The following is a 20,508-nucleotide window of genomic DNA, read 5'->3' as shown; positions in this document are numbered from 1 at the left end:
CGCGCGCGGATGCACAGGAATCCCCCCGCTTGGACAGCAACGATTCCCGCTCCCTGACCCTGATCGGCGCCGGCCTGGCCGGCTGCCTGCTGGCGATCCTGCTCTCGCAGCGCGGCTGGAAGGTCACCATCTACGAGCGCCGCGGCGACCCGCGGATCAAGGGCTACGAATCCGGCCGCTCGATCAACCTGGCCCTGGCCGAGCGCGGCCGCCACGCCCTGCGCGTGGCCGGGGTCGAGGAAGCGGTGATGCGCCAGGCGGTGATGATGCGCGGGCGCATGGTGCACGCGCTGGACGGCAGCACCATGCTGCAGCGCTACGGCCGCGACGACTCGGAGGTGATCTGGTCGGTGCACCGCGCCGACCTCAACATGACCCTGCTGCAGGCGGCCGAGCGCGCCGGGGCCAGCATCCACTTCCACCGCCGCCTGCACACGGTGGATTTCGACGCCGGCTACGCGCGCCTGATCGACGACCGCGACGACCAGCCGCACGACATCCGCTTCCAGGTACTGATCGGTGCCGACGGCGCTGGCTCGGCGCTGCGCGCGGAGATGGTCCGCCGCGCCGGGATCGGCGAGCGCACCGAGTTCCTGGACCACTCCTACAAGGAGCTGACCATCCCGCCGGCGCCGGATGGCGGCTTCATGATCGAGCCGCACGCCCTGCACATCTGGCCGCGCGGCCGCTACATGTGCATCGCCCTGCCCAACGACGAGCGCACCTTCACCGTCACCCTGTTCCTGCCCAACCACGCCGCGCCCGGCAGCGGCGACCCGTGCTTCGCCAGCGTGCGCAGCGGCGCCGAGGTGCGCGCCCTGTTCCAGCGCGACTTCCCCGATGCCCTGCCGCTGATCCCGGACCTGGAGCGCGACTGGGAGAACCACCCGCCGGGCCTGCTCGGCACCCTGTACCTGGACACCTGGCACATGGGCGGGCGCGCGGTGGTGCTGGGCGACGCCGCGCACGCCATGGTGCCGTTCCACGGCCAGGGCATGAATTGCGCGTTCGAGGACTGCGTGGCCCTGGCCGAGGCGATGGACCGGCACGCCACCCTGGAGGACGCGTTCGCCGCGTTCGAGGCCGAGCGCAAGCCCAACGCCGCGGCGATCCAGGCCATGGCCCTGGAGAACTACATCGAGATGCGCGACCGGGTGGACGACCCGGACTTCCTGCTGCAGCGCGAGCTGGAGCAGGCCCTGCAGGCGCGCCATCCCACCCGCTTCGTCCCGCACTACACCATGGTCACCTTCATGCGCGTCCCGTACGCGCTGGCGCACGCGCGCAGCCAGCTGCAGCGGCGCATCCTGGTGGAAGCCACCGCCGGGCGCAGCGACCTGTCCGGCATCGACTGGGACGCGCTGGCGCGGCGCATCCACGCCGAGCTGCCCGAGCTGGAAGGCGCGCGTTGAGCCGGCGCCGCACGCGCCGCGACGGCGTCGCGGGCTTGCGGCATGGCGCCGCGCCGCGTCCAATACCGGCACCATGACCGACAGCTTCCTGTTCTACGACCTGGAGACCTTCGGCGCCGACCCGCGCCGCAGCCGCATCGCCCAGTTCGCCGCCGTGCGCACCGACCGCGAGCTGCAGGTCGTGGAAGAGCCGATCAGCCTGTTCGTCAGGCCGGCCGACGACCTGCTGCCCTCGCCGACGGCCACCCTGATCACCGGCATCACCCCGCAACAGGCCGCGCGCGAAGGCATCAGCGAGGCCGAGGCGGCCGCGCGCATCGTCGAGGAGATGGCGCGCCCGGGCACCTGCACCCTGGGCTACAACTCGCTGCGCTTCGACGACGAGTTCGTGCGCCACACCCTGTTCCGCAACTTCTTCGACCCGTACGAGCGCGAGTGGCGCGGCGGCAATTCGCGCTGGGACCTGCTGGACGTGCTGCGCCTGGCCCACGCCCTGCGCCCGGACGGCATCGCCTGGCCGAAGCGCGAGGACGGCGCCACCTCGTTCCGGCTCGAACACCTGGCGGAGGCCAACGACGTGCGCGAGGGCGATGCCCACGAGGCGCTGTCAGACGTGTTCGCCACCATCGGCATGGCCCGGCTGCTGCGCCGCGCGCAGCCGCGCCTGTGGGACTACGCCCTGCGCCTGCGCGACAAGCGCCATGCCGCCAGCCTGCTGGATACCTTCGCCATGCAGCCGGTGCTGCACGTGTCCCAGCGCTACCCGGCCGCGCGCCTGTGCGCGGCGGTGGTGCTGCCGCTGGCCGTGCACCCGCACATCAACAACCGGGTGATCGTGTTCGACCTGGACGGCGACGTGGACGCGCTGCTGGAGCAAGGCCCGGAGGAGATCGCCGACCGCCTGTACACGCCGGTGGCCGACCTGCCGCCGGGAGTGGCGCGGGTGCCGCTGAAGGAAGTCCACCTCAACCGCTCGCCGATGCTGGTGCCGTGGGCGCACCTGCGCGCGCCGGACTTCCAGCGCCTGGGCATCGACCCTGACCAGGTATTGGCCCGCGCCGCGCGCCTGCGCGCGCACGGCCCGGAGCTAGCCGAGAAGGCCCGCCAGGTCTATGCCGGCACCCGCGAGGCCGGCCAGGAGGACGTGGACGGCTCGCTGTACTCGGGCTTCTGCGGCGACGGCGACCGCCGCCTGTGCACCCAGGTGCGCGCCACCGCCCCGACCGAGCTGGGCCACCGCGCCTTCGATTTCCGCGATCCGCGCCTGCCGGAGCTGCTGTTCCGCTACCGCGCCCGCAACTGGCCGGAAACCCTCGGCGCGGACGAGCGCAGCCGCTGGGACGATTACCGGCGCCTGCGCCTGCAGGCCGACAGCGGCCTGTCCGAGTACACCTTCGACACGTTCTACGCCGAGATCGCCACGCTGCGCGCGGCCCATGCCGGCGACGGCCAGCGCCTGGTGCTGCTGGACCAGCTGGAAGCCTGGGGCCGCGCACTGCAGGACGGATTATGAGCAGCTACTTCAGCGAGGCCAGCCTGCGCTTCCTGCGCGGCCTGGCGCGACACAACGAGAAAGCCTGGTTCCAGGCGCACCGCGCCGACTACGAGGAGCACGTGCGCCAGCCGTTCCTGCGCCTGGTCGCCGACCTGCAGCCGGCACTGGCCGCGATCAGCCCGCACTTCCGCGCCGACCCGCGCCCGGTGGGCGGCTCGCTGTTCCGCATCCACCGCGACGCGCGCTTTTCCAGCGACAAGTCGCCATACAAGACCTGGCAGGGCGCGCGCCTGTTCCACGAGCGCCGGCGCGAAGTGGCGGCGCCGTCGTTCTACATCCACCTGCAGCCCGGCGAGAGTTTCGTCGGCGCCGGCCTTTGGCACCCCGAGCCGGATACCCAGCGCAGGGTCCGCCAGTTCATCTTCGACAACCCCGGCGCCTGGCGCCGCGCCGCGCACGATCCTGCCTTCCGCCGCCGCTTCGACCTCGACCACTCGGAGATGCTGGTGCGCACGCCGCGCGGCTTCCCCGCGGAGTTCGAGTTCATCGACGACCTGCGCCACCGCAACTGGGTGTTCTGGCGCCCGCTGGAGGACGCCACCATGACCGGCCCGCGCCTGCGCGCGACCCTGGAGAAGGACCTGGCCGCGCTGGGTCCGTTCATGGACTACCTCTGCGCGGCGCTGGACCTGGAGTTCTGACGCATGCCCGCCTCCAGCCACCGCCGGCGTCGCCGGGCCCTGCTGCCGGCAACGGCCGTGGCCGCCCTGCTCCTGCTGGCGGCGTGGATCGCCGCCGGGCCCTGGCTGGCCGTGCGCGGCATCGCCGATGCGCTGGAACGGCGCGACACCGTCGCCCTCGCCCGCCACGTCGACTTCCCGCAACTGCAGGCCAACCTGCGCGCCCAGGTCCAGGACCGGCTGGCGCGCGCGGCTGGCGCCGGGCTGGCTTCGCATCCGCTGGGCGCGCTGGCCGTGGCCGCCGCCGGCAGCCTGGCTGGTGCAGGCATCGAGCTGGCCGCCACGCCCGAAGGCGTGGCCGCGCTGCTGCAGGGCCATGTGTTGTGGCAGCGGCTGGGCGGCCGCGACCGCGGTCCCGGCGAAGCCTGGTCGGTGGAGCCGGCGCGGCCGCTGCACGACGCACGCCTGCGCTACGAGTCACTTTCGCGGGCAACGGTCACCGTGCGCCACGCGCCTGGCACCACCAGCGTCTGGGAGCTGCAGCGCCAGGGCCTGCGCTGGCGCCTGGTGGACATCCGCCTGCCGGGGGATCCGGCCACGCCGCCGGGCTGACGCGTCCCGCCCCTTCCGGTGCGGATCGGGCTCGCCGCCGCGGATCCGCGGGCCGGCTCGCGCGGACCCGCAAAAAGCGAACGCCCGGCACGGGGCCGGGCGTTCGCGGTTGCGGCTGCCGGATGGATCAGGCGGCCACGGTCTCGGCCGTCTTCCGGTACTCCTCGATCTGGTCGAAGTTCATGTAGCGGTAGATCTCGGCGCCCTTCTCGTTGATCACGCCGATGTCGGCCAGGTACTCCTCGCGGGTCGGGATGCGGCCCAGGCGCGAGCAGATCGCCGCCAGCTCCGCCGAGCCCAGGAACACGTTGGTGTTGCGGCCCAGGCGGTTGGGGAAGTTGCGGGTCGAGGTGGAGAACACCGTGGCGCCCTCGCGCACCTGCGCCTGGTTGCCCATGCACAGCGAGCAGCCCGGCATTTCCATGCGCGCGCCGGCCACGCCGAAGGTGCCGTAGTGGCCTTCCTTGGTCAGCTCGGAGGCGTCCATCTTGGTCGGCGGCGCGACCCACAGGCGGGTCGGGATGTCGCGCTTGCCTTCCAGCAGCTTGGCCGGGCGCGGAAGTGGCCGATGTTGGTCATGCACGAGCCGATGAACACCTCGTCGATCTTGGTGCCGGCGACCTCGGACAGGGTCTTCACGTCGTCCGGGTCGTTCGGGCAGGCCACGATCGGCTCGACGATCTCGTTGAGGGCGATCTCGATCACCGCCGCGTACTCGGCGTCGGCATCCGGCTCCAGCAGCTGCGGGTTGGCCAGCCACTCCTCCATCTTGCGGATGCGGCGGGCCAGGGTGCGGGCGTCCTGGTAGCCCTCGGCGATCATGTTCTTCAGCAGCACGATGTTGCTGTTGAGGTATTCGATGATCGGCTCCTTGTCCAGGCGCACGGTGCAGGCGGCGGCCGAGCGCTCGGCCGAGGCGTCGGACAGCTCGAACGCCTGCTCCACCTTCAGCTGCGGCAGGCCTTCGATCTCGAGGATGCGGCCGGAGAAGATGTTCTTCTTGCCGGCCTTGGCCACGGTCAGCAGGCCCTGCTTGATCGCGTACAGCGGGATGGCGTTGACCAGGTCACGCAGGGTGACGCCCGGTTGCATCTGGCCCTTGAAGCGGACCAGCACCGACTCCGGCATGTCCAGCGGCATCACGCCGGTGGCCGCGGCGAAGGCGACCAGGCCCGAACCGGCCGGGAACGAGATGCCCACCGGGAAGCGGGTGTGGGAGTCGCCGCCGGTGCCGACGGTGTCCGGCAGCAGCATGCGGTTGAGCCAGCTGTGGATCACGCCGTCGCCCGGGCGCAGGGACACGCCGCCGCGGGTGGAGATGAACTCCGGCAGGGTGTGGTGGGTCTTGACGTCCACCGGCTTCGGGTAGGCCGCGGTGTGGCAGAACGACTGCATCACCAGGTCGGCCGAGAAGCCCAGGCAGGCCAGGTCCTTCAGCTCGTCGCGGGTCATCGGGCCGGTGGTGTCCTGGGAGCCGACCGAGGTCATCTTCGGCTCGCAGTAGGTGCCCGGGCGCACGCCCTTGCCTTCCGGCAGGCCACAGGCGCGGCCGACCATCTTCTGCGCCAGGGTGTAGCCCTTGCCGCTGTCGGCCGGCTGCTGCGGCAGGCGGAACAGGGTCGACGGGGCCAGGCCCAGCGACTCGCGGGCCTTGGCGGTCAGGCCGCGGCCGATGATCAGCGGGATGCGGCCGCCGGCACGCACCTCGTCGAACAGCACCTCGCTCTTGACCTTGAACTCGGCGATCACCTCGCCGTTCTTCAGCGCCTTGCCCTCGTACGGGCGCAGCTCGACCACGTCGCCATGGTCCATCTTCGACACGTCCAGCTCGATCGGCAGGGCGCCGGCGTCTTCCATGGTGTTGTAGAAGATCGGGGCGATCTTGCCACCCAGGCACACGCCGCCGGCGCGCTTGTTCGGGATGTACGGGATGTCGTCGCCGGTCCACCACAGCACCGAGTTGGTGGCCGACTTGCGCGAGGAACCGGTGCCGACCACGTCGCCGACGTAGGCGACCAGGTGGCCCTTCTCCTTGAGCTTGAGGATCTCGCCGATCGGGCCGCGCTTGCCGTCCTCTTCCGGCTGGAACGGCGCGTCCGGACGCTTGTTCTTCAGCATCGCCAGGGCGTGCATCGGGATGTCCGGGCGGGTGGTGGCGTCCGGGGCCGGCGACAGGTCGTCGGTGTTGGTCTCGCCCGGCACCTTGAACACGGTGATGGTCAGGCTCTCCGGCACTTCCGGGCGGCTGGTGAACCACTCCGCGTCCGCCCAGCTCTGCAGCACGGCCTTGGCGTTGGCATTGCCGGCCTTGGCCTTCTCCTCCACGTCGTGGAACTGGTCGAACACCAGCAGGGTCTTCTTCAGGCCCTCGGCGGCAATGGTGCCGACGACGGTGTCGTCCAGCAGCTCGATCAGCGGCGAGACGTTGTAGCCGCCGAGCATGGTGCCCAGCAGCTCGGTGGCGCGCTCGCGCGAGATCAGCGGGTTCTTCTCGCTGCCGAAGGCCAGCGCCGCCAGGTAGGAGGCCTTGACCTTGGCCGCGTCGTCGACGCCGGCCGGCACGCGGTGGGTGAGCAGGTCGACCAGGAACTGCTCCTCGCCCGCCGGCGGGTTCTTCAGCAGCTCGATGACCTCGGCCGTCTGCTGCGCGCTCAGCGGCAGCGGCGGGATGCCGAGGGCGGCGCGCTCGGCGACGTGGTGGCGATAGGCTTCCAACATGGACAACTCCGGAGTGGTAACGGAAAGCGGTGGCGAATCAGGCCTGCGGCACGATCAGCCGCAGCCCCTTGAAGTAATCGCGGTAGAAGGCGTCGTTCCAGGTGACCAGGCCGTCGCACTGCAGCAGCGCGTGGGCGCCGACCAGGAAGGCGCCGATGCCGCGGTGGCGGCCGCCGCGCTGGCGGTGGCGGCGGTGCATCTCGCCGGCGCGCAGCGCGGACTTGGCCTCCAGCGCGCTGAAGTGGATGCCCATCTCCTCCAGCGCCTCCTGGACCTCGGCGCCGCCCCGGAGGGCGGCGCACAGCTCGGCCAGGGTGGTGCCGCACACGACCACGCGGCCGCCCACCAGCGCCTGGCGCAGGCAGGCCTCGACCGCGTCGGCGCGGGGGCCGTCGCTGAGCAGCTCGATCAGGACCGGGGAGTCGACGGCGATCATGCCCCGCCTTCGTCGCGCAGGCGCTCCACCGCCTCGGTGGACGATTCGAAGCCGTCCAGCGCGAACTTGCCGCGGGCGCGGGAAATGGCGTCATCCACGCTCTTGCGCAGGATGATGCGGCTGCCGTCCAGCTCCACCTTCAGCAGGGTGCCCTTGGTCAGCCCGAGGGCGTCCCGGACGGGCTTGGGCAGCGTGATCTGGCCGCGTTCGGCCACGGTCGCTTCCATGGGTGGAATCTCCGCCTGACGGTATGCGGACATGATACATACCATTTCATGCATACTCAATCCGTCGTACCGGCATTGTCCGACAATGGCCCCGCGAAGACAGTCCTGTCATGCCAGCCGGCCAATAATGACCGGCTGAAACCTTCAGCCGCCTCCCCCGGCGGCACCAGCCAGAGGAGCCCGCAATGCGCGATTCCTTCGCCACCCGCAGCCGCCTGGACGTAGGCGGCAAGTCGTACACCTATGCCAGCCTGCCCCGGCTGGGCGAGCGCTTCGACCTGGCCCGCCTGCCCTACTCGATGAAGATCCTGCTGGAGAACCTGCTCCGCCACGAGGACGGGGTGACGGTGCTGCCGGAGCACATCGAGGCCGTGGCGACCTGGGATCCCAAGGCCGAGCCGGACACCGAGATCGCGTTCATGCCCGCGCGCGTGGTCCTGCAGGACTTCACCGGCGTGCCCTGCGTGGTCGACCTGGCCGCGATGCGCGACGCGGTGGTCAGGCTCGGCGGCGACGCCAGCCAGATCAACCCGCTGATCCCGTCGGAGCTGGTGATCGACCACTCGATCCAGGTCGACGTGTTCGGCAAGCCCGACGCGCTGGACATCAACGGCCGCATCGAGTTCGAGCGCAACCGCGAGCGCTACGCCTTCCTGCGCTGGGGCCAGAAGGCGTTCAAGGGCTTCCGCGTGGTGCCGCCGAACACCGGCATCGTCCACCAGGTGAACCTGGAGAACCTGGCCCGGGTGGTGATGACCGGCGAGAAGGACGGCGAGGCCTGGGCCTATCCGGACACCGTGTTCGGCACCGACTCGCACACCACCATGATCAACGGCATCGGCGTGCTGGGCTGGGGCGTGGGCGGCATCGAGGCCGAGGCGGCCATGCTCGGCCAGCCCTCCTCGATGCTGATCCCGCAGGTGGTCGGCTTCAAGCTCACCGGCAAGCTGCCCGAAGGCTCCACCGCCACCGACCTGGTGCTGACCGTCACCCAGATGCTGCGCAAGCACGGGGTGGTGGGCAAGTTCGTCGAGTTCTTCGGCGATGGCCTGCAGCACCTGCCGCTGGCCGACCGCGCCACCATCGGCAACATGGCCCCGGAGTACGGCGCCACCTGCGGCATCTTCCCGATCGACGCCGAGTCGCTGACCTACCTGCGCCTGTCCGGCCGCAGCGAGGAGCAGATCGCCCTGGTGGAGGCCTACGCCAAGGCCCAGGGCCTGTGGCACACCCCGGACAGCCCGCACGCCAGCTACAGCTCGGTGCTGGAGCTGGACATGGGCGAGGTGCGCCCCTCGCTGGCCGGCCCCAAGCGCCCGCAGGACCGCGTCCTGCTGGGCGACATGAAGCAGAACTACCGCGAGAACGTGGCCCTGCTGACCGCCAACCGCGACCGCCGCGCCCCGGAGGTGGCCGACTTCATCGCCGAGGGCGGGACCGCCGCGGTCGGCAACGAGGCATTGCACAAGGGCGTGGCCCACATCGAGATCGACGGCCAGCAGGTCAAGCTCAAGGACGGCGCGGTGGTGATCGCCGCGATCACCTCCTGCACCAACACCTCCAACCCGGCGGTGATGGTCGCCGCCGGCCTGCTGGCGCGCAACGCCGCCGCGCGCGGACTCAATCGCCAGCCCTGGGTCAAGACCTCGCTGGGTCCAGGCTCGCGCGTGGTCACCGATTACCTGCAGAAGGCCGGCCTGCTGGAGGAACTGGAGAAGGTCGGCTTCTACATCGTCGGCTACGGCTGCACCACCTGCATCGGCAACTCCGGCCCGCTGCCGCCGGAAGTCAGCGCCGGCATCGCCGCCGGCGACCTGGTCGTCACCTCGGTGCTGTCGGGCAACCGCAACTTCGAGGGCCGCGTCCACCCCGAGGTCAAGATGAACTACCTGGCCAGTCCGCCGCTGGTGGTGGCCTACGCCCTGGCCGGCACCACCGACATCGACCTGACCTCCGAGCCGATCGGCACCGGCAGCGACGGCCAGCCGGTGTACCTGCGCGACATCTGGCCCAGCAGCAAGGAGATCGGCGACGTCATCGCCTCGACCATCGGCCCGGAGATGTTCAAGCAGAACTACGCCGACGTGTTCAAGGGCGACAACCGCTGGAACGCCATCGAATCGCCCGACGGCGAGCTGTACGCCTGGGACGAGTCCTCCCCCTACATCAAGACCCCGCCGTACTTCGAGGGCATGACCATGGAGGTCGGCTCGATCGGCGACATCCACGGCGCGCGGGTGCTGGGCCTGTTCGGCGATTCGATCACCACCGACCACATCTCCCCGGCCGGCAACATCAAGAAGGACTCGCCGGCGGGCCGCTTCCTGCAGTCGCGCGGGGTGCAGCCGGCGGACTTCAACAGCTACGGCAGCCGCCGCGGCAACGACGACGTCATGGTCCGCGGCACCTTCGCCAACATCCGCATCAAGAACCTGTTCTTCGGCGGCGAGGAAGGCGGCAACACCCTCTACTTCGGCTCCAACCCGCCGGAGAAGATGTCGATCTACGACGCGGCCATGCGCTACAAGGCCGAGGGCACGCCGCTGCTGGTGATCGCCGGCAAGGAGTACGGCACCGGTTCCTCGCGCGACTGGGCGGCCAAGGGCACCAACCTGCTGGGGGTCAAGGCGGTGATCGCCGAGAGCTTCGAGCGCATCCACCGTTCGAACCTGGTGGGCATGGGCGTGCTGCCGCTGCAGTTCAAGGACGGCCAGAACGCGCAGTCGCTGGGCCTGGACGGCACCGAGGTGTTCGACGTCTCCGGCCTGCAGGATGGCGCCAGCAAGAGCGCGAAGGTCACCGCGCGCAAGGCCGACGGCCGCGTGGTGGAGTTCGAGGTCCACGTGCTGCTGCTGACCCCGAAGGAAGTGGAGTACTTCCGGCACGGCGGCCTGCTGCAGTACGTGCTGCGCCAGCTGGCCACCCGCAAGGCGGCCTGAGCCGCCGCCACGAAAAAGCCCCGCGCATGCGGGGCTTTTCCCTTCCCGGGCGGCCCGCGGGGCTCAGCGCCGCTCCCAGCGGGCGTAGTGCAGGCGCCAGTCGCCGCCCTCCTCGCGCCAGCCGGTGGTGACGTCCCAGCTGCCGCCGCGCTCGGGCAGCCAGCGTCCGCCGCTTCCGGTCGCCAGCGCGGAAAACCGTACGGTTGCGCTGCCCTGGCGCATCTCCACCTCGGCCGGCCCGAGCACCAGGCCGATACGCTGGTTGGCCAGGACCTGCGCGCGCACGGCCTGCTGCAGTGCATCACGATCGACCCCGTCATTGCCGACGAAGTCCGCGGCCACGTGCTCCATGAACCGCGCCGGGGCCCGTTCCTCGAGTGCCTGCTGCATCCGCACAAGCGTGTCCCGCAAGCGTTCTTCCGGTGGATCCCGGCTGCAGCCGGCGGCCGGAAACAGCAGCAGGAGCAGCGCCAGGGCCCGCCACGCGGGGCTTGCGGATCGATTGATAGGCACTATCTGCTTCGACTTTTCCATCCGTAACGGTATGCTCCGCAGCGGACGCCGGCATGACCCACGGCGTGGCAGAACTGATGCAGACGCAAGACTACTCCTCGGGAGGGAGCTCAATGAATCCGGATCGCCCCTGGCTGCAGAGCTATCCGCAAGGCGTGCCCGCTGAAATCGATCCGGACCAGTACCGGTCTGTAGCCGCGGTCTTCGACGCGACCGTCGCCCGCTACGCCGACCGCCCCGCCTACCGCAACTTCGGCAAGACACTGACCTACGCCGAGGTCGACCGGCTGGCGACCCAGTTCGCGGCCTACCTGCTGGGCGAGCTGGGCCTGAAGAAGGGCGACCGCGTCGCCCTGATGATGCCCAACTGCCTGCAGTACCCGATCGCGACCTTCGGCATCCTGCGTGCCGGCCTGACCGTGGTGAACGTCAACCCGCTGTACACCGCGCGCGAGCTCAAGCACCAGCTGGTGGACGCCGGCGCCGCGGCGATCGTGGTGGTCGACAACTTCGGCCACACCGTGCAGGAAGTGCTGGCCGAGACCCCGCTGAAGCAGGTGATCACCACCGGCCTGGGCGACATGCTGGGCTTCCCCAAGGGCGCCATCGTCAACTTCGTGCTCAAGTACGTGAAGAAGATGGTGCCCGAGTACGACATCCCCGGCGCGGTGCGCTTCCGCGACGCGCTGGCCGCCGGCAAGCGCCACGCGCTGCCGCAGGTGGACATCAATCCGTCGGACATCGCCTTCCTGCAGTACACCGGCGGCACCACCGGCGTGGCCAAGGGCGCCATGCTCACCCACCGCAACCTGGTGGCGAACATGTGCCAGGCCTCGGCCTGGCTGCGGCCGAACGACCTGCGCCCCGGCGAGGAGGTGATCATCACCGCCCTGCCGCTGTACCACATCTTCGCGCTGACGGCGAACTGCCTGGTGTTCATGGAGCTCGGTGGCCTCAACCACCTGATCACCAACCCGCGCGACATGCCGAACTTCGTCAAGGAGCTGAAGACTTCCGGCTTCACCGCGATCACCGGCGTCAACACCCTGTTCAACGGCCTGCTCAACACGCCCGGCTTCGACGAGGTGGATTTCTCGAAGCTCAAGATCACCCTGGGCGGCGGCATGGCGGTGCAGCGCGCCGTGGCCGAGCGCTGGAAGAAGGTCACCGGCGTGACCCTGGTGGAGGCGTACGGCCTGACCGAGACCTCGCCGGCGGCCTGCATCAACCCGCTGGACCTGAAGGAGTTCAACGGCTCCATCGGCCTGCCCATCCCCTCGACCGACGTTTGCATCAAGGACGAGGACGGCAAGGAAGTGGCGCTGGGCGAGATCGGCGAGCTGTGCATCAAGGGCCCGCAGGTGATGAAGGGCTACTGGCAGCGCCCGGAGGAGACCGCCAAGGCCATCGACGCCGACGGCTGGCTGCGCACCGGTGACATGGCCCGGATCGACGAGAAGGGCTTCGTCTACATCGTCGACCGCAAGAAGGACATGATCCTGGTCTCCGGCTTCAACGTGTACCCGAACGAGATCGAGGACGTGGTCGCGGCCATGCCCGGCGTGCTCGAGGTGGCCGCCGTGGGCGTGCCGGACGAGCGTTCCGGCGAAGCGGTCAAGCTGTTCGTGGTCAAGAAGGACCCGGCGCTGACGGCCGAGGACATCAAGGCCTACTGCCGCCAGGCCCTGACCGGGTACAAGCAGCCGCGCCACATCGAGTTCCGCGACGAGCTGCCGAAGAGCAACGTCGGCAAGATCCTGCGCAAGGAACTGCGCGACCAGGCCCCGGCCGGCAAGCCGGAAGCCGCGGCCACGCACTGAGGCTGGCAAGCCCGGCGGGCCCCGCCCGTCCCGGACCGCACCAGGCGCGCCCCCGGGGGGCGCGCCTTTTCTTTTGCCCGGCCGCGGCCGCCGGGGCGGCGGTGCCGGTAGGATCGGCGCGTACGGGCGGCGTCGCCCGTCGTCCACCACCCCTACCCGGAGAACTGGCCATGACCACCATCGAGAAGCTGCACGTCGCCGAATACCCCACCATTCGCGTCGAGGGCCCGGCGGACGGCAGTGCCCACTGGCTTTACATGCATGCCGACGCGCACACCGGCGTGCGTCCCTGCTGCCGCTTCGAGATGCTGGAGGACATGTGGCGCTACATGAGCGCCATGACCCTGCCGCCGGAGCAGCAGGTCCCGGGCCGCCTGCGCCATTTCGTGCTGGCCTCGGCCGCCTCCGCCTACAACCTCGGCGGCGACCTGGACCTGTTCATGCGCCTGATCCGCGCCGGCGACCGCGCGCAACTGCTGGCCTATGCCAAGCGCTGCGTGGAGGGCGTGCACCACGTGCACACCGGGTTCGGCGGCGACGTGCACACCGTGGCCCTGGTCCAGGGCGATGCCCTGGGCGGCGGCCTGGAGATGGCCCTGGCCTGCCACACCATCGTCGCCGAGGAAGGCGTGGGCATGGGCCTGCCCGAGGTGCTGTTCGGGCTGTTCCCGGGCATGGGCGCCTACTCCTTCCTGTGCAAGCGGGTCAGCCCGCGCCAGGCCGAGCGCATGATCCTCAGCGGCGAGGTCTACAGCAGCGAGGAGATGTACCGGCTGGGCGTGGTCGACGTGCTGGTGCCCAAGGGCGAAGGCGAGGCCGCGGTGCGCGACCTGATCCGCCAGCACCAGCGCGCGCCGCACGCGCACCTGGCGATGAACGCGGTGCGCGGCATCGGCCAGCCGGTCGGCTACGAGGAATTGCTGCGGATCACCGAGGTCTGGGTGGACACCGCGCTGCAGCTGGGCGACAAGTCGCTGCGGACCATGGAGCGGATCGTCCGCGCCCAGACCCGGCGGGCCGGCCTGGCCGGGGGCTGAGCCAGCCGGGTGGCGGCCGGCCCGGCAATGCCGGGCCACGCCAGCCGCCGCTGCCCTGCCCCTCAGCTGTCCCCGCGGTCGCGGGCGCCGCCATCGCGGGCCGCGACCCGGGCATCCAGCGCCTGCCGGCCCTGGGCCAGGGCCTCGACCAGTCGCGCCAGGTGCTCGCGCCATTCGTTGCGCATCTGCCATTCCGGCAGGCGCATCAACACCCCGCCCAGTTCCGCGACCCGCACCAGGCCCATGTTCGCGGCCACGCCCTTGATCGCGTGCGCGTGGTCGCGCAGCCGCGACCAGTCCGCGTCCTCGCCGGCCTGCTGCATCGAGGCCAGGCAGCCCTCGGCGTCGCTCAGGCAGTGGCGGATGAACTCCTGCTCGAAGGCCAGGCCCATGCCCATCGCCGCCAGTTCGTCCAGCACCGAGGGATCGAGCACGGCACCGGGGCCGCCGGCCGCCGCCGGCTGACGCTCCTCGCGCGCGCCGGTACCGCCCGCTCCGGCGCGGCGACCGCGCCGGAGCGCCACGTCTGCCAGCACGTCCAGCAGCCGCGCCGCGGCCACCGGCTTGGCCAGGAAGGCGTAGGCACCGGCTTTCTCGCAGCGCTGGATCGACTCGGGGGTGACGTCGGCGCTGAGCACCCCCCCCGGGGTCTGGGTGACCCCGCCGGCCTGCATCACCCGCAGCTGGCGCAGCAGGTCCAGGCCGCTGAGGCCGGGCATGTGCAGGTCGACGATGGCCACGTCGTAGTCGCGCTCGGCCATGGCCTCGAGCACTTCCTCGCCGCCGGCGACGCAGGTCACGCGGTGGCCGGCCTTCTGCAGCAGGCGCTGCAGCACCATGCGGTTGGCTTCGTAGTCGTCGGCCACCAGCACCTGCATGCTGCGCACCCGCGCGCGGTGGCGCAGGAACGGGTCGGCGAAGGCGATCACCTTGCCGTCGCCGGCAGCCACGTCCTGGCCGCCCTCCTCCAGCACCGCGGGGCGCAGCGGGGCGGCGGTGGCCGGCTGGAACGGCACCTCGAACCAGAAGCGGCTGCCGCGCGGCTCCAGGTTCTCGTAGCCGATCCTGCCCCCCATGGCCTCGACCAGGCCGCGGGCGATGGTCGTGCCCAGGCCGGTGCCGCCGTAGCGGCGCGCCAGGCTGGCGTCGGCCTGCTCGAAGGCCTCGAACACGCGGCCGCGCATGGATTCGGGGATGCCGATGCCGGTGTCGCTGACCACGAAGCGCAGGCGCACGCCGCCGCCCTCCTGCACCCCGGCCACGGTCACGTCCACCCGCACCCGCCCGGCATCGGTGAACTTGACCGCGTTGCCGACCAGGTTGAGCAGCACCTGGCGCAGGTGCACGGCGTCGCCGCGTACCTGCTGCGGCACCGCGTCGTCGACCACCACCAGGTACTCCAGCTGCTTCTGCCGCGCCTGCGGGCGCAGGATCAGGCCGACCGAGTCCAGCGCCTCGCGCGGGGAGAAATTCTCCGGGTTGAGCTTGACCTTGCCCGCCTCGATCGCGGAGATGTCCAGCACGTCCTCCACCAGGCCCATCAGGCTGCGGGTGGAGGCCTGGATGGTGCGCACGCACTCGCGCTGCTCGCCGTCCAGCTGGGTGGTCGACAGCAGCTCGGTCATGCCCGCCAGCCCGTTGAGCGGGGTGCGGAACTCGTGGCTCATGTTGGCCAGGAACCGGCTCTTGGCCTCGCTGGCGCGCTGCGCCTCCTCGGTGGCGCGGGTCAGCTGGCGCAGCAGGCTGGACAGGTACATCGGCACGGCCACCAGGCCGGCCAGCAGGCCCAGGCCCAGCGCGCGCACCTGGTGCCAGAACTCGGTGAACCACAGCACCGAGCCGAAGCTGGCCACCGCCATGGCCACCGCCGCCAGCAGGTAGCGGTGGCCGTAGCGCAGGCCGTTGCCGACGGTCACCCACATCACCACGATGTAGACCCAGGCCAGCGGCTCGCCCATGCGGATCATGCCGGCGGCCATCAAGCCGTAGTCGGCGAGCATGCCCACCGCGCGGCGCAGGTCCGAGCGGCCGGGTCGCGCCAGCAGCGCCCCGAAGATCGCCAGGCTCAGGGCCAGGCCGCCGAGCACGATCGCCAGCACGTCGCGGTACTGCTCCGCATCCAGGCCGCTGCGCGAGGACGGCAGCAGCACGTAGCACAGGATCAGCAGGATCAGGGCGACGCGCACCAGGGCCTGGCCGTGCTCGCTGTCCGGCCGGCCCGACAGGCGCTGCCTGGTCCATTCCAGCGAGTTACGCACCGGAGGCCTCCCCGAGCGGCCGCGCCGAGGCGGCGGAGAACTGCTCGCAGATGTCCAGCAGGCGCTCGCGCGCGCGCAGCAGCGCGTCCACGCAGGCCGGGTCGAACAGGCGGCCGCGCTGGGCGTACAGGTAGGCCAATGCGGCGTCGATGCTCCAGGCCTCCTTGTAGGGACGGCGCGAGATCAGCGCGTCGAACACGTCGGCCACCGCCACGATCCGCGCCTCCAGCGGGATCGCCTCGCCGGCCAGCCCGTCGGGGTAGCCGCTGCCGTCCCAGCGCTCGTGGTGGCGCAGCGCGATCAGCGCGCCGGCCTGGATGAAGCGGTTGGGACTGTCGGCCAGCAGCTCGTAGCCGATCCGCGGGTGGCGGCGCATGATCGCCTGCTCCTCCTCGGTCAGCTGCCCGGCCTTCATCAGCACCGAGTCCGGGATCGCGATCTTGCCCATGTCGTGCAGCGGCGCGGCCGCCTCGATCGTCTTCACCTCGTCCTCGGGCAGGCCCAGCGCCTCGGCGATCAGCGAGGCCACCCGCGCCATGCGTTCCAGGTGCGAGCTGGTGCCGGCGTCGCGGAACTCGATCGCGCGCGCCAGCCGCGACAGGGTCTCGCGCTCGCGTTCCTCGACCTCGTGCATGCTCGCCAGCAGCCGCTGCTCCAGCGACAGCGCGCGCTGCTTGACGGTCTCGGCCTGCTGCCGCAGCTGCAGCAGGTTGTGGCAGCGCGCGCGCAGCTCGCGCGGGCGCACCGGCTTGACCAGGAAGTCGATCACCCCGGCCTCGAGCGCGGCCTGGCGGATCGGCTCGTCGCCGACCACGGTGATCAGGATGATGGGGATGTCGCGGTGCCGCGGCAGGCGCCGGAAGCGGCGCGCGAACTCCAGCCCGTCGATGCCCGGCATGCGGTAGTCCAGCAACAGCAGGTCGACCGGGTGGTCCTCGCACCAGGCCAGCGCCTGGCGCGCGTCGCCGAAGTCGTGGACCTTCAGCTCCGGGGCGATGTCCTCGATGATGTGACGCAGCATCGTGCGTGCCGATGCCTGGTCGTCGACGATGGCGATGTCCAAGGCCTGCGCGTCCCGCCCTTGATCCGGCTTGCAGCATAACGCGGCGCCGGCGGGTGCGACATCCACGCCGGCGCAAGCGGAATTGGCGCGCGCCCGGCGGCGCGCGGGGGCTCAGCCGGGCTGGCCCGGGCGCATGTACGGGAACAGCAGCACGTCGCGGATCGAGGTGCTGCCGGTCAGCAGCATCACCAGGCGGTCAATGCCGATGCCCAGGCCGCCGGTCGGGGCCATGCCGTATTCCAGGGCCCGGATGTAGTCGGCGTCGTAGTGCATGGCCTCGTCGTCGCCGCCCTCCTTGGCCGCGACCTGGGCCTGGAAGCGCCGCGCCTGGTCCTCGGGGTCGTTGAGCTCGGAGAAGCCGTTGGCCAGCTCCTTGCCGTTGATGAACAGCTCGAAGCGGTCGGTGTAGCCCGGCTCGGTGTCCGAGGCACGGGCCAGCGGGCTGACCTCCACCGGGTGGTCGGTGATGAAGGTCGGCTGGACGAGGTGGTGCTCGACCGTGGCCTCGAAGATCTCCAGCAGCAGCTTGCCCCAGCCCCAGGCCGGCTTGACCTTGATCCCCAGGCGCTCGCAGTGGCGCAGCAGGGCTTCGCGGTCGGTGCAGTCGGCGGCGCTGATCTCCGGGTTGTGGTGGCGCACGGCCTCGTCCATGCGCCAACGGCGGAAGCGCGGGCCCAGGTCGATCTTCTGCCCTTCCCACTCCACCTCGGTGGTGCCCAGCACCGCCTGTGCGGTGTCGCGGATGACGTTCTCGGTCAGGTCCATGATCTCGTGGTACGTGGCGTAGGCCTCGTACAGCTCGAGCATGGTGAACTCGGGGTTGTGCCGGGTCGACACACCCTCGTTGCGGAAGTTGCGGTTGATCTCGTACACCCGCTCCAGGCCGCCGACCACAAGTCGCTTGAGGTACAGCTCCGGCGCCACGCGCAGGTACAGCTGCAGGTCCAGGGCGTTGTGGTGGGTGATGAACGGCTTGGCGGTGGCGCCGCCGGGGATGTAGTGCATCATCGGCGTCTCCACTTCCAGGAAGCGGCGCTCGTCCAGCCAGGAGCGGATCGCGCGGATGATCTTGCTGCGCTTGACGAACACGTCGCGCGCCTCGGGGGTCACGATCAGGTCGACGTAGCGCTGGCGGTAGCGCTGCTCCACGTCGGCCAGGCCGTGCCACTTGTCCGGCAGCGGGCGCAGCGACTTGACCAGCAGCCGCAGCGAGGTGGCCTTGACCGACAGTTCGCCGGTGCGGGTGCGGGTCAGCCCGCCCTCGACCGCGACGATGTCGCCCACGTCGAACGACTTGAACGCCTCGTAGGCCTCGCCCAGGGCGTTGGCCTGCAGGAACAGCTGGATGCGGCCGGACTCGTCCATGACCTGGGCGAAGCTGGCCTTGCCCATCACCCGCTTGGCCATCAGCCGGCCGGCCAGGGCCACCTTGCGCGGCAGCGCCTCCAGGGCCTCGGCGGCCCACTTCTCCGCGTCGGCGAATTCGGCCTGCAGGTCGCCGGCGTAGTCGGCGCGCTTGAAGTCGTTGGGATAGGCGATGCCGCGCTCGCGCAGGGCGGCGAGCTTGGCGCGGCGCTCGGCGATCAGGTGGTTCTCGTCGGCGGGGGCGACGGCGGTGGTTTCGTTGGACTGGCTCATGCTCTGGACCGGACGTGGCGCGGGGCGCGCCTGGGTTCTGGGCGGCCCGGCGCGCGTGGCGGCCGGGCCGGTCGTCGGGGGAGGATGCGGACGCGGATCGGCGCGCGGCGCGGCGGCCGCGGCCTCAGGCCGCGTCGGTCCGTTTGGCGCCGACCTGCAGGCCGGCCTTGAGGCTGGCCTCGACGAACTCGTCCAGGTCGCCGTCCAGCACCTTCTGGGTATCGCTGCGCTCGATGCCGGTGCGCAGGTCCTTGATCCGGCTCTGGTCGAGCACGTAGTTGCGGATCTGGCTGCCCCAGCCGATGTCGGACTTGGTGGCCTCCACCGCGTCCTTCTCGGCGTTGCGCTTCTGCAGCTCCAGCTCGTACAGCTTGGCCGCCAGCATCTTCATCGCGCGGTCGCGGTTGGCGTGCTGGCTGCGCTCGGTCTGGCAGGCCACCACGATGCCGCTGGGCACGTGGGTGATGCGCACCGCCGACTCGGTCTTGTTGACGTGCTGGCCGCCGGCGCCGGAGGAACGGTAGACGTCGGTCTTCAGGTCGGCCGGGTTGATCTCGATGTCGATCTTGTCGTCGACCTCGGGGCTGACGAACACCGAGGTGAAGCTGGTGTGGCGGCGGTTGTCCGAGTCGAACGGGCTCTTGCGCACCAGGCGGTGCACGCCGGTCTCGGTCTTCAGCCAGCCGTAGGCGAACTCGCCTTCCACGCGGAAGGTGGCGGACTTGATGCCGGCCACGTCGCCGCCGGAGACCTCCAGCAGCTCGGTCTTCCAGCCGCGCGACTCGCACCAGCGCAGGTACATGCGCAGCAGCATCTCGGCCCAGTCCTGTGCCTCGGTGCCGCCGGCGCCGGCCTGGATGTCGACGAACGCGTTGGCGCCGTCCATCTGCCCGGAGAACATGCGCTGGAACTCCAGCTTCTCGATCTCCTTCTCATAGCGGTCGACGTCGGCCACCACCGCCAGGGCGGTCTCCTCGTCCTGCTCGCTCTCGGCCAGCTCGAGCAGTTCGGTGGAGCCCTCCAGGCCCTCCAGCACCGCGGCGATGCCGCCGACGGTCTTGTCCAGCATCGCGCGCTCGCGGCCCAGGGCCTGCGCACGCTCCGGGTCGTCCCAGACGTTGGGCAGCTCCAGTTCGCGGTTTACTTCTTCCAGACGCTCTTTCTTGGCGTCGTAGTCAAAGATACCCCCGTAGCGAGACCACGCGACCGGTAAGGTCGGCGATGCGCTGGCGGACGGGATTGAGCTCGATCATGGCGGCAACTGGCAGGTGAAAAGCGGTCGCCGATTCTAGCAGGATGCCGGGCGCGGCCCAGCAGGCGGCTCACGGGCGCACGCTGCCGTTGTCCTCCTGCAGCTCCGGCTTGAACGGAACGTCCGGCGGTGGCCGCGCCTCGGCCGCCTGCTCGTTGAGGTTGGGGTCGCTGATCCCGCAGCCGCCACCCAGCTGCAGCAGCGAGACCACGCAGGTGATCCGCTTGCCGTTGGTGCCCGGGATCGGGATCGCCACCGACTTGATGCCCTTGCGCACCCATTCGGCCAGCAGCGACTCGTTCGGCACCCAGTAGCGGTCGAAACTGGTCGGCTCGTAGTCGTACGGCGGGCGCTTGAGCCAGGTACCGGATTGCTCGATGCGCTCGCGGGTCCAGGCATCGCTGTCGC

At 70.6% G+C, this 20,508-nt stretch carries 14 protein-coding genes and 2 pseudogenes; 7 read left to right on the top strand and 9 right to left on the bottom strand.

Annotated elements, in window-relative coordinates:
• The first annotated feature begins 29 nt into the window (after positions 1–29).
• The 4 genes from B351_RS0109475 (at position 30) to B351_RS0109460 (ending at position 4,199) form a co-directional block, all read left to right on the top strand.
• Positions 30–1,412, top strand: coding sequence for an NAD(P)/FAD-dependent oxidoreductase (locus tag B351_RS0109475; RefSeq protein ID WP_019398798.1), 1,383 nt, complete (start codon positions 30–32; stop codon positions 1,410–1,412).
• Positions 1,413–1,485: 73 nt separating this feature from the next.
• On the top strand, positions 1,486–2,925 hold the full coding sequence (gene sbcB, locus B351_RS0109470; RefSeq protein ID WP_019398797.1) for an exodeoxyribonuclease I: 1,440 nt from the start codon (positions 1,486–1,488) through the stop codon (positions 2,923–2,925).
• The gene (locus B351_RS0109465) at positions 2,922–3,608 is read left to right on the top strand and encodes a DUF2461 domain-containing protein (protein ID WP_019398796.1); all 687 of its coding nucleotides are present in this window, start codon (positions 2,922–2,924) and stop codon (positions 3,606–3,608) included. The genes sbcB and B351_RS0109465 overlap by 4 nt, the downstream gene beginning before the upstream one ends.
• 3 nt (positions 3,609–3,611) lie before the next feature.
• Positions 3,612–4,199: a DUF2939 domain-containing protein gene (locus B351_RS0109460; protein WP_019398795.1), complete on the top strand. Its 588-nt coding sequence runs from the start codon at positions 3,612–3,614 to the stop codon at positions 4,197–4,199.
• A 127-nt stretch (positions 4,200–4,326) separates the two neighbouring features.
• Here B351_RS0109460 and acnB read toward each other — a convergent pair.
• The 3 genes and pseudogenes from acnB to B351_RS0109445 all read right to left on the bottom strand — a co-directional run bounded on the left by acnB (position 4,327) and on the right by B351_RS0109445 (position 7,580).
• Positions 4,327–6,917, bottom strand: a pseudogene (gene acnB, locus B351_RS16565) (bifunctional aconitate hydratase 2/2-methylisocitrate dehydratase).
• Between the two features lie 37 nt (positions 6,918–6,954).
• Positions 6,955–7,353: a type II toxin-antitoxin system VapC family toxin gene (locus B351_RS0109450; RefSeq protein WP_019398794.1), complete on the bottom strand. Its 399-nt coding sequence runs from the start codon at positions 7,351–7,353 to the stop codon at positions 6,955–6,957.
• On the bottom strand, positions 7,350–7,580 hold the full coding sequence (locus B351_RS0109445; protein ID WP_019398793.1) for an AbrB/MazE/SpoVT family DNA-binding domain-containing protein: 231 nt from the start codon (positions 7,578–7,580) through the stop codon (positions 7,350–7,352). Before B351_RS0109445 ends, B351_RS0109450 begins: the two co-directional genes overlap by 4 nt.
• Positions 7,581–7,765: 185 nt before the next feature.
• On the opposite strand from B351_RS0109445, the gene acnA reads away from it, so the two are divergent.
• A complete protein-coding gene (acnA, locus tag B351_RS0109440; RefSeq protein WP_019398792.1) occupies positions 7,766–10,519 on the top strand; it encodes an aconitate hydratase AcnA in 2,754 nt (917 codons plus the stop codon).
• A gap of 63 nt (positions 10,520–10,582) precedes the next feature.
• On the opposite strand, the gene B351_RS0109435 is transcribed toward acnA, so the two are convergent.
• A complete protein-coding gene (locus B351_RS0109435) occupies positions 10,583–11,053 on the bottom strand; it encodes a nuclear transport factor 2 family protein (RefSeq protein WP_232207917.1) in 471 nt (156 codons plus the stop codon).
• A 92-nt stretch (positions 11,054–11,145) separates the two neighbouring features.
• Here B351_RS0109435 and B351_RS0109430 point away from each other — a divergent pair, with 92 nt between their 5' ends.
• Positions 11,146–12,852 carry a long-chain fatty acid--CoA ligase gene (locus B351_RS0109430; RefSeq protein ID WP_019398790.1) on the top strand — a complete coding sequence of 569 codons (1,707 nt, stop codon included), beginning with the start codon at positions 11,146–11,148 and terminating at the stop codon, positions 12,850–12,852.
• Positions 12,853–13,022: 170 nt separating this feature from the next.
• Positions 13,023–13,889 (top strand): crotonase/enoyl-CoA hydratase family protein, encoded by an 867-nt coding sequence (locus tag B351_RS0109425; RefSeq protein WP_019398789.1) that lies wholly within the window; start codon positions 13,023–13,025, stop codon positions 13,887–13,889.
• Between the two features lie 62 nt (positions 13,890–13,951).
• On the opposite strand, the gene B351_RS0109420 is transcribed toward B351_RS0109425, so the two are convergent.
• The 5 genes and pseudogenes from B351_RS0109420 to B351_RS17800 form a co-directional block, all read right to left on the bottom strand.
• Entirely contained in the window at positions 13,952–16,147 is a 2,196-nt protein-coding gene (locus B351_RS0109420) for an ATP-binding protein (protein ID WP_019398788.1), read from the bottom strand.
• Positions 16,140–17,210 carry an HD-GYP domain-containing protein gene (locus tag B351_RS0109415; protein WP_019398787.1) on the bottom strand — a complete coding sequence of 357 codons (1,071 nt, stop codon included), beginning with the start codon at positions 17,208–17,210 and terminating at the stop codon, positions 16,140–16,142. The genes B351_RS0109420 and B351_RS0109415 overlap by 8 nt, the downstream gene beginning before the upstream one ends.
• Before the next feature lie 111 nt (positions 17,211–17,321).
• Positions 17,322–18,848, bottom strand: a complete 1,527-nt coding sequence (lysS, locus tag B351_RS0109410) for a lysine--tRNA ligase (RefSeq protein ID WP_019398786.1) — start codon at positions 18,846–18,848, stop codon at positions 17,322–17,324.
• A gap of 124 nt (positions 18,849–18,972) precedes the next feature.
• A protein-coding gene (gene prfB, locus B351_RS0109405) for a peptide chain release factor 2 (protein ID WP_125076298.1) occupies positions 18,973–20,101 on the bottom strand; the annotation gives its coding sequence in 2 pieces (ribosomal slippage) (positions 18,973–20,025 and positions 20,027–20,101; 1,128 coding nt in all).
• 69 nt (positions 20,102–20,170) lie between these two features.
• Positions 20,171–20,508: pseudogene (locus tag B351_RS17800) on the bottom strand (transmembrane repetitive protein); the annotation flags it as partial.

Origin of the sequence: Pseudoxanthomonas sp. GW2, assembly GCF_000283075.1 — a bacterium.
GTDB lineage: Bacteria > Pseudomonadota > Gammaproteobacteria > Xanthomonadales > Xanthomonadaceae > Pseudoxanthomonas.
The sequence above is the reverse complement of the archived record's forward strand: the minus strand, read 5'-3'. Positions and strand labels throughout refer to the sequence as shown.